Origin of the sequence: Pseudomonas sp. LB-090624 (assembly GCF_003205205.1) — a bacterium.
In the GTDB taxonomy this organism is placed as follows: domain Bacteria; phylum Pseudomonadota; class Gammaproteobacteria; order Pseudomonadales; family Pseudomonadaceae; genus Aquipseudomonas.
In genome coordinates this window covers 17731-28727 of sequence record NZ_QJRL01000030.1, presented here as the reverse complement: position 1 = coordinate 28727, position 10997 = coordinate 17731, and the positions used below count along the sequence as shown (strand labels likewise).

The following is a 10997-nucleotide window of genomic DNA, read 5'->3' as shown; positions in this document are numbered from 1 at the left end:
CCTTGTCTGGCTTGGCGGGCGCGCTCAGGGCGCCTTGGCCGCGATTGCGTCGATTTCCACCAGCGCGCCCGGCAGCGGCAGCGCCACCACCTGAATGGCCGTGCGGGTCGGTGTGCGGGGTTGCTCGGCGGTGGCGAAGAACTGGCTGTAGGCCGCTTGCAACCCGGTGAAGTCAAGGGCGCCGCCGTTGGCCGGGTCGCCTACCAGGAACACCCGTAACTGAACGATGTCGCCTACATCCAGGCCCTGGCTTTGCAGCGCCGTGCGCAGCTTGTTCAGCACTGAACGGGTCTGGGTTTCGGTGTTGCCGAACGCCGCGATACTGCCTTTGGGCGCCTTGGCGTCGGCCACATCCGGCAAGGTGCCGCTGACGAACGTCAGGTGGCTGCCGGCCGGCACTGTGACCAGTTGCGAGATGGGGAAGTTGGAGCCAGGCGGGGCGACCCGCTTGATGGCATCGGCATGGGCATTGAGGGTCAGCGACATGAGCACTCCGGCAAGCAGAAGAAGACGAGGCATGCTGTGGTTTCCTTGACGATCAGGCGGCTGCGCCGCGGGTGGTCTGGTTGGCATGGCGGGCGATCAGGCCGACTACCCGGCGGGCGGATTCCGCCGCGCTGTTCTGCCAGATGCCCACGCCGCCATGGGCCAGGGCATCGCTGGCCAGCCAGGTTCGGCCCTGAGGCTGGTTGAGCAGGTCGTAGCCGGGCTGGGCAACTTCGTCATGGACGATCCACGGTGCTTCGCTGAAGGGGATCTTCGACCAGTTGACTACCACCGGCCGGCCCAGCTTGTGGCTGTGGCCGGGGTGCAGCGATTCCACCGCCTGGCGCGACGAAGCCACCTGGGCCTGCAGCGATTTGCTGGCAAACTGCTGGGCCACGTCGCCGGTGTTGTAGGTGGCGACCAACACCCCCTGGGCGCTGTTGAGGTGGTCGCTGGGGTACCAGAGGGTGCGTGCTTCGTGGTTGATGTAGCTGAGGCCGCCGTAGATCTGGAAATCCGTTTCCCAGAAGCGCGGCGATTGCCAGGCGACCTTGTTGGCCTTGTCGCCTTCGGCGGTGGCGATGGCCTGCTTGAATGCCGTGCTGAAATTGTTCGGCAGCTTGGCCAGTAGCGGCAGGGGGAGGGTGACGATGGCGTAGTCCGCCTGCTCGATGTGCTGCTGCCCAGTCTTGCGATCACGCCATACCACCTTGGCGCCGTTGTCAGCCGTGTCCACCCCCAGCACCTCGGCGCCCAGGCGCACGCTGTCCTTGACCTGGCGGAAGAATGCTTTGGGAATCTGGTCCATGCCGCCGACCGGCTGGAACATGGTCGAGGAGAACTCGGGAATCTCGTCGAACACCAGCGGCAGTAGCAGGTTGCTGTCGAGCAACTGATCCAGGGGCACCGGCTGGCGCTGAACCGGAGTCTGGTCCCCGGCGCCGGCGAAGCGGGTATAACCAGCGCGCACCGAACCGCGGTATTGCTGCTGGCTATCCAGGTCGCCGTAGACCTTGAGAAAGTCCAGCAGGGCCTTGCGCTGGCCGCTGCTCAGCTCGGCGTCGAGGCTGTTGCGGTTGACACTGCGCGCCAGCAGCTCGCTGAAGTGCCCGCGGGTATCGTTGACCGCCTGGCGCAGCAGCAGTGGTGGGCGGGCCAGGTCAGGCTGGGCCAGGGCATTGCGGCTGCTGTTGACCAGCACTTGCAGCTCCACGCCCAGTTCGCGGCAGTAACCGAGAATGGTCAGGTGATGGCTGGGCAGGCGTGCAGCGCCAGCGTTGAAGAAGTGGCCCGGGTCGAACTCGACGGTTTGTGAACTGCCGTCGTTGTGCTCGATGCGGTCGCCGTGGCGCAGGGTCCAGACTCGGCCACCGACGCGCTCGCGCGCTTCCAGCACGGTGACCGAGAAGCCGGCCTTGCGCAGCTCGTAGGCGGATACCAGCCCGGATATACCGGCGCCGACAATCACCACGCGCTTGCCGTTGCCGCCGTTGGCGGCCAGTTGCAGGGGCTGGAAGGTGGCGGCCAGGGCATTCTGGCCAAGCGCGCCGAGGGCTGCTGAATAGCCGCCAATGGCGGCGAGGCGGGTGATCAGATCTCTACGGGACAATCCCATGTCGCATGCTCCGAAAAGGTTGGGTTCGGATGTGCGCAACGGGCAGGCGGATCGAAGGACGGACCCACAGCGGCTGGCACAAATCCATTTGCCTCCGCCACGTTGGGGGTCGGTTTAAAGAACCTAATGGACTTTCACGGCGCTGTGAAAGGCTTTTTTGTTCTAAGTTAATTATGTTTATAGCTGATAATAAATGTTGGTATAAATGCGTTTAAATGATGTTGAATGGTGCTTGGCCGGCTAATGCGTGGGCGTCATCTCCACGACCAATGCGCACGAGCAGAAGCACCAGGCCGATACGGGCTGGTGCTCTGAATTCGCTCGAGGGATCGTCTGCGTTGCCCCTTTCGCGGCGCTAACTGTGAAAGGGCCGGTTCAGGTCAGGCGCTGCGCGCGTCACGGTCTGCTTGCTGCTGCGCAACCCGTGCGCGGATCCGTGGAATCAGCTCCTGGCCGTAGTCCACGGCATCGCGCAACTGGTCAAAACCACGAAACAGGAAGGTACTCACACCTAGCTCGTAATACGCCAGCGCGGCCTCGGCAACTTGTTCGGGTGTGCCCACCAGCGAGGTGGAGTTACCGGCGCCACCGCCGAGCGCGGCGATTTCGGTCCACAGCCGGGTGTCGTGTACCTTGCGCTGGCTTGCCAGTTGCACCAAGCGTTCGGAACCGACGTTGCTCTTGCCGAAGTTCTTCTCGCGACGGTTGCCCTGGCGGATGCCGATGCGGTGCCTGGCGTCGGCGAGGATGCGCTCGGCTCGTGCCCAGGCCTCGTCTTCGGTGGCCCCCAGGATCGGCCGAAGCGACAGGCTGAAGCGGATGTGGTTTTCCCGCCCGTGGCGAGCAGCGGCCTTGCGTACCTGCGCAATGCGTTCGCGCACCTGCTCAAGGGGCTCGCCCCACATCATGTAGACATCGGCGTGTTTGGCTGCGACCTCCACCGCCGCATCCGAAGCCCCGGAGAAGTAGATCGGCAGCTTGTCCACCGGTTTGACCAGGGTCAGGTTGTCCTCTACCCGGTAATGCTCGCCGTGATGGTCGAACGGCGCGGTCTGCGTCCAGGTGTTGCGCAGCACCTCCAGGTATTCGTCAGTGCGTGCGTAGCGGGCATCCTTGTCGAGGAAGTCGCCATCACGCTGCAGGTCGCCGCTGTCGCCGCCGGTGATCACGTTGATCGAGGCGCGCCCGCGGCTGAGCTGATCGAGGGTGGCGAACTGCCGGGCGGCGAAGGTCGGCGCCTGAAAACCGGGGCGGTGCGCGACCAGCAGGCCGATGCGTTCGGTGAGTGCGGCGACGTAACTGGCCAGGATCATCGCGTCTGGCGCGCTGGTGTTGACCGCCAGCAGGGCCTTGTCGAACCCGGCGTATTCCTGGGCCTGGGCGAAGGCCTTGATAAAGTCCAGGTCAACCAATGGACCGCGCGGGGCTTGCGACTCGCTGCTTTCTTGAGGGCCGATGAGGCCAATGAATTCGAGGCTCATGCAGTGGAACTCCTTTTCGTCCAGGGCGGTTCAAGCGACCGCGGTCGGCTCGCGGCGCAGTGTGTTGCGGTTGGTCGGTACGCTCAGGCCGAAGCTGTCGCGCAAGGTGCTGCCGGTGTACTCGCTGCGCACCAGGCCGCGTGCTTGCAACAGGGGCACCACCAGCTCGGTGAAGTACTGCAGGCCATCGGGCAGCAGCGAATTGATGATGAAACCGTCGGCGGCGCGGTCCTCGAACCAGTCCTGCAGGGCATTGGCCACCTGCTCCGGGGTGCCGGTGAAGTCACGCCTTGGGCGCGAAAAGCGCAGCGCCAGTTGGCGCAGGGTCAGGCTTTCTTCGCGGGCCAGTTGCTTGAGCTGGTCGGCGGTCCCCTTATGGCTGTTGTCGCCGAGGGTGCCCAGGTCCGGAAATGGCGCATCCAGGTCGTGCTGGCTGAAGTCGTAGTCGTTGAACGGACGGCCGAGGGCGACCAGGGCGTCCTCGATGCTGACCAGCTCGACGGCCTGCTGGTAGCGGCGTTCGACCTCGGCTTCGTCGCGGCCGACGATGGGGCGGATGCCCGGCAGGATGAACAGCTGTTCCGGATCGCGGCCATGGCGCGCAGCGCGCTGTTTCAGGTCCTGGTAATAAGCCCGGGCATCGCTGAACGACTCGGGGTTGACGAAGATCGCATCGGCGTTCTGCGCGGCGAAGTTGCGCCCATCTTCCGACACCCCCGCCTGGAAAATCAGCGGTTGGCCTTGGGGCGAGCGCTGGATGTTCAGCGGGCCCTTTACCTTGAAAAACTCGCCCTGGTGACCAAGGGTGTGCAGCTTGGCAGGGTCAAAGAACTCGCCAGTGCGCTTGTCGCGGGTGAAGGCGTCGTCTTCCCACGAATCCCATAGCCCCTGGACCACCTCGACATGCTCACGGGCGATGCGGTAGCGCACCGCGTGGGGCGGGTGCTCTGCCTTGCCGAAGTTGTCGGCGGTGCCCGACAGCCACGAGGTGACCACGTTCCAGCCGGCCCGGCCGCCGCTGATCAGGTCCAGCGAGGCGAACTGGCGTGCAACCTGGAACGGTTCGGTGTAGCTGACCGTGACCGTGGCGACCAGGCCGATGTGGGAGGTGACCGCCGCCAGTGCAGAGAGAATGGTCAGCGGCTCGAAGCGGTTGAGGTAATGGGGGCTGGAGCGGGCGTGGATGTGCAGGCTGTCGGCGATGAAGGCGAAGTCGAACTTCGCGGCCTCGGCCAGTTGCGCCTGGTGCTTGTAGAAACCGAAGTTGACGCTGGCGTCGGCCAGCGCTTCGGGGTGGCGCCATTCGCCCCAGCCGTGACCGACACCGTGGATCATTGCGCCGAGATGGATCTGTCGTTTGCTCACGTTCAATACCTCTTGCCAGAAAATGTTCAATGTCTGGTCCGCACGGCACGACGTACCGCACGGTACAACCGTCAAACCGCCACAGGCAGTACGCTGCGGGAGTGGCCGGGTATCGCCTCGATCAGCGCCTGCGTGTAGGCGCTGGCCGGGCTGCCGAACACCTGGATCGCGGGCCCTTGCTCGACCACCTGGCCGCGTTGCAGGACCAGCACGTGGTCGGCCATGCTCGCGACCACTGCCAGGTCGTGGGAGACCAGTACGTAGGCGATGCCCAGTTCGCGCTGCAGGTCGGTCAGCAGGGCGAGAATCTGTGCCTGCACCGACACGTCCAGCGCGCTGACCGGCTCGTCGAGCAGCAGCACCTCCGGCTCCAGGGCCAATGCCCGGGCGATCGCCACCCGCTGGCGCTGGCCGCCCGACAGCTCCCGCGGCAGCCGGTCGAGGAAATGCACCGGCAGGTGCACCCTGGCGATCAGTTCGATGGCCTTGCGTTCCAGCGCTTCGCCCTTGAGCAGGCCGAACGACACCAGCGGTTCGACGATGCTGTCGAACACGGTGAAGCGCGGGTCGAGTGCCGCAAAGGGGTTCTGCTGCACCAGTTGGATACGCCTGCGCAGGGGCCGGAACTGTCGCCAGGTGCAGGCACTGACGTCGATACCGGCGAACTCCACACGTCCCCGGCTGGGCTTTTCCAGCCCAAGGGCAATGCGCAGCGCGGTGCTCTTGCCCGAGCCCGATTCGCCGACGATGGCCAGGGTCTGCCCGGCGTGCAGCTCTAGGTTGAGGTCGTGCAATGCGGTGAAGTGCGCGTCCTGCCCGGGCAGCGCGAAGCGCTTGCCGACATTGCTCAGGCGTAACAGCGGCGTTGCAGGCGTCGGGCCTCCCAGGCGTTTGCGCGGCACGAAGGCCGGCGCTGCGTTGAGCAGGTCTCGCGTATAGGGTTGCTGTGCGCCCCAGAGGATTTGTCTGGGCGAGGCATGCTCAATGAGCTCGCCCTGTTTCATCACCAGCAGGCGGTCGGCACGGTCGCAGGCCATGCCCAGGTCATGGGTGATGATCAGCAAGGCGATACCCCGCTCGGCCACCAGCTGTTGCAGGTGGTCGAGAATGCGCCGCTGCACGGTCACGTCCAGTGCGCTGGTGGGTTCGTCGGCGATGATCAGCCGAGGTTCGCCGGCCAGGGCGATGGCGATCAGGACCCGTTGGCGCATGCCGCCGGACAGCTCGTGGGGGTATTGATGGGCGCGCAGTTCAGGCGCGTCGATGCCGACCTGTGCCAGCAGCGCCAGCACTTCGGCATCCAGGTCCGGGTAACGCCGCCCGTCATGGGCCAGCTCCAGCGCCTCGGCGATCTGCCGGCCAATACGCTGGGTGGGGTTGAGGCTGACCATCGGGTCCTGGGGCACCAGGCCGATGGTGCGGCCGCGCAACTTGCGCCTGTCGCCCTCGCTGGCCTGCGCCACATCGACGCCATCGACCCATAGCTGGCCATGGTCGATGGATGCATTGGTCGGCAGCAGACCGAGCAGGGCGTTTGCCAGCGTCGATTTTCCCGAGCCGGACTCGCCGACAACGGCCAGGGTCTCGCCCTGAGCCAGGCAGAACGACAACTGGCGCACGGCCTGGGTGCGTTGCCCGGCGAAGGCGTAACTGACGCTCAGGTCACGGACCTGAATCAAGTGTGGCTGGCTCATCGGGCATGCTCCTCGGCGCTGCGCGCCAGGTGGTTCAGGCTGAACACCACCGCCACCACGAACAGCCCTGGTAGCAGAGAAACCCAAGGGGCGGTGATCAGGAAGTGACGGCCGTTGGCGATCAGCGTGCCCCATTCCGCGGCTGGCGGTGCTGCGCCGAAACCGAGAAAACTGAGGCCGGCGGTGGCCAGAATGGCCGCACCGAAGTCCAGGGTGGCGAGCACCGCCACCGGGCCCCAGGCGTTGGGCAGCACATGGCACAGCAGCGTGCGTGCCCAGCTGGCGCCGCCCAGGCGGGCGGCCTCGACATAGGGCAGGGTCTTGATTCGCAGTACTTCGGCGCGAGTGGTGCGGGCAAAGCCCGGAATGATGCCGACGCCCACGGCGACAGCCACCGGGACTGTGCCAAAGCCGATGGCGGTGACGATGGCGAGGGCCAGCAGCAGGCCGGGCAGCGCCAGCAACACGTCGATCAGGCGCATCAGCACGGCGTCGACTCGCCCGCCGGCAAAACCGGCCAGGACGCCCAGCCCAAGACCGCCAACCAGGGCGATGGTCACCGCCAACAGTGCCGCCAGCACCGAGAGGCGCGCGCCATAGACCACCCGGGTATACAGGTCACGCCCCAGCTCGTCGGTGCCGAACCAGTGCACCAGGCCGGGGCTGCTGAGCTTGTCGGCGGGCGAGGTGGCGTAAGGGTCGAAGCTGGTGAGCAACTGGGGGGTCAGTGCCGCGAACAGGGCGAACAGTACGACCCACAGGGCCACGCTGAAACCGGGACGGCGTAGCAGCGGGATCAAGGCCTGGTGAGCGCGCTGCAGGCGCGTGCGACGTGTCCAAGGGGTGGCTGTTTGTGCCCCATCGCGGCTGTGCGGCGTGTCGATCGTGTTCAGGGGTATGTCGATGGTCATCTCAGCTCACCTTGGCCGTGTGGGCGATGCGCGGATCGAGGTAGGGGTAGAGCAGGTCGACGATCAGGTTGACCACCACGAAGGCGGTGGCTGATACCGCAACGATCGCCAGCACCACCGGGATGTCCTGGCGCAGCACAGCTTCCTGGGCCAGGCGGCCAACGCCGTTACGCGAGAAGATGGTCTCGACCAGCACGGCGCCGGACACCGTGTTGCCGACCTGCAGGCCGACCAGGGTCAGCAGCGGCAAGGCCGCGTTGCGCAAACCATGGCGTGCCTGCACCTGGGCCCGGCTCAGGCCTTTGGCGAAGGCGGTGGTGATGTAGGGCTCCTGCCACACGCCGTGAAAGCCCCGCTGCAGCACTTGGGCATATACCGCAGCACTGGGGATCGCCAGGGTGATCGCCGGCAGCACCAGGCTGGCCAGGCCCTGGCTGCCGGTGGCCGGGAGCCAGCCAAGGGCGAAGGCGAACACCTGGATCAGCAGCAAGCCCATCCAGAACACCGGGACTGAAAAGCCCAACGACGGCAGGCGCGCCAGTGCGGTCTTCAGGGGGCGCCATTGCACGAAGGCGGTCAGGTAGGCCAGGCCGACCCCGGCCAGCAACGACAGCACAATGGCAGAACCTGCCAGCGCCAGGGTCTGGGGCAGCCGCTCGGCCAACAGCGCAGTGACTGGCCGCCCCTGGGACAGCGACTGCCCCAGGTCACCGTGCAGGGCGCGCCACAGCAGGTCGAAGTACTGCTCGAACAGCCCTTTGTCCAGACCATAGTAGATGCGGGCCTTGGCCAGGTCCTCGGGAGACAGGCCGTCGGCCTCCATGCCGGAGGCGCTGAGCATGATCGCCAGGGTATCGCCCGGCAGCATATACAAAATGAAATAGGTGACGGTGTAGGCACCCCACAGCACCAACAACGCTTGGCCGATGCGGCCGGTCAGGTAGCGCTTCATGGCTGGCCGACCTGGATGTCACTGAACAGGGCGAAGCCTTCGGCGGTCCAGCGGAAGCCCTTGACCCGCGGCGCGGTGGCGGCCTGCCAGACGCGTTCATACAGTGGGAATGCCGAGGCTTCGTCGATCAGCAGGTCCTGCAACTGGCCGTAAGCTTGGGTACGTTGCGGGTCGGCAGTGGCGGTGATGCCGCTGTCGAACAGCGCCTGGGCCCTGGCCAGGGTGTGCGGCTCGTAGGTGTTGGTAGCGACTGTGGCGCTGTTGGCCGCGCGTGGATCGAGGATGGTCTGCAGGATGATCGGGTCGGCGCGAGTCATGTAGGTAGAGGTCAGGTCGTAGCTGCCTGCCGCGTTGCCGGCCACCCATTCGGCGCGGGTCAGCACATTCAGCTTGAGGTCGATGCCAACCTTGCGCAACTGGTCCTGCACCAGCACGTCACCGGCGCTTTCGGCGGGGGTGAGGTTGTAGCGCAGGGTCAGGCGCTGGCCGTTCTTGTGTCGGTAGCCATCCTCGCCCATGTGCCAGCCGGCAGCGTCGAGCAACTGCCCGGCGCCCTTGGGGTCATAGGCGAGCTTGCCGGCCTGTGGCTTGAAGTACGGGGTGGTCACGTCGTACACGCCGCTGACCACCGGGAACTCGGCGTTGTAAACCGTGTGCGCGTAGCTGCTGCGGTCGATGGCCTTCTGCAGCGCCAGGCGCACCTGGCGGTCACCCAGCAGGCGCTCGTTGCGGGTATTGGGGTAGAGGTTCAGCGCCGGGCCCGGCAGCGAGCGGCTCTGGATGGTCGCGCCCTTGGACTGGAACAACTTCAGGTCAACCTCCGAGAACGGGTTGCGCGGCCACAGGATGTCGGCCTTGCCCTGCAGGAACAGGCCGTTGCGCACGCTCTCCTCGGGGATGTAGCTGATGTCCACGGCATCCACATGGGCCGGGCCCTGGTTGCGCATGTTGGCCGACGGCCAGGCATAGTCGGCACGCTTGACCAGGCGGGCGCCGACCTCGGGGGTGTAGTGGTCGAGGATGAACGGGCCGGTACCGATGATCTTGCCCTGTGAGCGTTCCTGCGCGCTCAGTTGGTATGAGGCGGGCGCGAGGATTGCCAGGTTGGTGGTGGAGGTGGCCTGCAGAAAGCCGGCATTGGGCCGCGACAGCACCAGTCGCACCGTAAAGTCGTCGATCACCTCAGCGTGATCGTAGCCGGCGAGGTAGGTGGCGCCAAACGTTGCGGGCAACTGGGTCGCGAAGGCTTTGTTGCTGTCGAAGGCGCCTTTTACGGCGTGGGCGTCAAAACGCTCGCCATTGCTGAAAGTGACGTCCTGGCGCAGGTGGAAGGTGTAGCTCAAGGCGTCGGTACTGACCTCCCAGCTTTTTGCCAGCCACGGGATGATGCGACCGTCGTCTGGGTCCTGGTCGGTGAGCGACTCGGCGACGTTGCGCAGCAGTACCCGGTGTTCCAGCCAGTAGACCTGAAAGGGGTCGACGCTGACCAGGGTGGTGTTATCGCCCCAGAACGCGACGCTGAGGGTTTTGCCGGTGGAGCTGCCATCGCCGGGTGAGCAGGCGTTTAGGGCCAGGGCGAGGGTGCCGATGGCGAACAGGCGGTGCAATAGGGGCATGGAGTGGTCCTTGATCGGAAGGGGTTGGCCGGTACTGGCCTTTTCGCTGGCAAGCACAGGCGACAGCTGCCTGTGCATCAGTTCTGGTAATCGCGGCCCTCACGATCCAGCTGCCGGATCAACGCGTCCCAGTGCCGCTGGATGCCTTCCCCCTTGCCATCGGAGAACCGCTTCGACTGCTCATGCACCTTGGCGATGGCCGCCTGCGGTGCATGCAGCAGTTGGTCATTGCCACCGGCCTGGGCTGCCACCTGGATGTTGCACGCACGCTCCAGCCCATGCAGTTCGCGGAACGCATGCTCTACGCTGATGCCCCCGGTGAGCAGCCCGTGGTTGCGCAGGATGAGTATGTTGCTGTCGGCCAGGTTGGTTACCAGCCGCTGCTGCTCGTCCAGGTCCAGGGCCACGCCCTCGTAATCGTGGTAGACCACGCGGCTGTAGTAGCCCAGCGCGTGCTGGGAGATCGGCAGCAGACCACCGCGCTGGGCCGATACCGCAGCACCGTCGCGAGTGTGGGTGTGCAGCACGGCCTTGAGGTCGGGGCGGGCGCGGTGGATGGCGCTGTGGATCACGTAGCCGGCCTGGTTGATACCCAACCCCAGCGGGTCGTCGATGATCGTGCCGTCGACATCCACCTTGACCAGGTTGGAGGCAGTGATCTCGTCGAACAGCAGGCCAAAGGCGTTGATCAGAAAGTGCTCCTCGGGCCCCGGTACGCGGGCCGAGAAGTGTGTGTAGATGTGGTCGGTCCAGCGAAACAGGGCGGCCAGGCGGTAGGCTGCGGCCAGCTTTACCCGCACCTCCCACTCTTCGGCGCTGACACGGTCGCGCACGCTATGGGCGCTGGTGGTGACGGCAGACAGTGAACTCATGGGGT

General features: G+C 65.7%; 9 protein-coding genes. All 9 read right to left on the bottom strand.

The genetic code is table 11. The annotated features are described in order from the left end of the window. Positions 1 to 24: 24 nt before the first annotated feature. Positions 25 to 519 (bottom strand): RidA family protein, encoded by a 495-nt coding sequence (locus DMX11_RS21665; protein WP_177410777.1) that lies wholly within the window; start codon positions 517 to 519, stop codon positions 25 to 27. Positions 520 to 538: 19 nt separating this feature from the next. Further along, on the bottom strand, positions 539 to 2101 hold the full coding sequence (locus tag DMX11_RS21660; RefSeq protein WP_110746663.1) for an FAD-dependent oxidoreductase: 1563 nt from the start codon (positions 2099 to 2101) through the stop codon (positions 539 to 541). A 380-nt stretch (positions 2102 to 2481) separates the two neighbouring features. After that, the gene (locus tag DMX11_RS21655; RefSeq protein ID WP_110746661.1) at positions 2482 to 3582 is read right to left on the bottom strand and encodes an LLM class flavin-dependent oxidoreductase; all 1101 of its coding nucleotides are present in this window, start codon (positions 3580 to 3582) and stop codon (positions 2482 to 2484) included. 30 nt (positions 3583 to 3612) lie between these two features. After that, positions 3613 to 4947, bottom strand: coding sequence for an LLM class flavin-dependent oxidoreductase (locus DMX11_RS21650; RefSeq protein ID WP_110746716.1), 1335 nt, complete (start codon positions 4945 to 4947; stop codon positions 3613 to 3615). 71 nt (positions 4948 to 5018) lie between these two features. Then, positions 5019 to 6641, bottom strand: a complete 1623-nt coding sequence (locus DMX11_RS21645; RefSeq protein WP_110746659.1) for an ABC transporter ATP-binding protein — start codon at positions 6639 to 6641, stop codon at positions 5019 to 5021. Next, on the bottom strand, positions 6638 to 7552 hold the full coding sequence (locus tag DMX11_RS21640) for an ABC transporter permease (RefSeq protein ID WP_177410776.1): 915 nt from the start codon (positions 7550 to 7552) through the stop codon (positions 6638 to 6640). The genes DMX11_RS21645 and DMX11_RS21640 overlap by 4 nt, the downstream gene beginning before the upstream one ends. 1 nt (position 7553) lies before the next feature. Beyond that, positions 7554 to 8504, bottom strand: a complete 951-nt coding sequence (locus tag DMX11_RS21635; protein ID WP_110746657.1) for an ABC transporter permease — start codon at positions 8502 to 8504, stop codon at positions 7554 to 7556. Then, the gene (locus tag DMX11_RS21630; RefSeq protein ID WP_110746711.1) at positions 8501 to 10120 is read right to left on the bottom strand and encodes an ABC transporter substrate-binding protein; all 1620 of its coding nucleotides are present in this window, start codon (positions 10118 to 10120) and stop codon (positions 8501 to 8503) included. The genes DMX11_RS21635 and DMX11_RS21630 overlap by 4 nt, the downstream gene beginning before the upstream one ends. Positions 10121 to 10197: 77 nt before the next feature. Continuing rightward, on the bottom strand, positions 10198 to 10992 hold the full coding sequence (locus DMX11_RS21625; protein WP_110746656.1) for a class II aldolase/adducin family protein: 795 nt from the start codon (positions 10990 to 10992) through the stop codon (positions 10198 to 10200). Between the last annotated feature and the right edge of the window lie 5 nt (positions 10993 to 10997).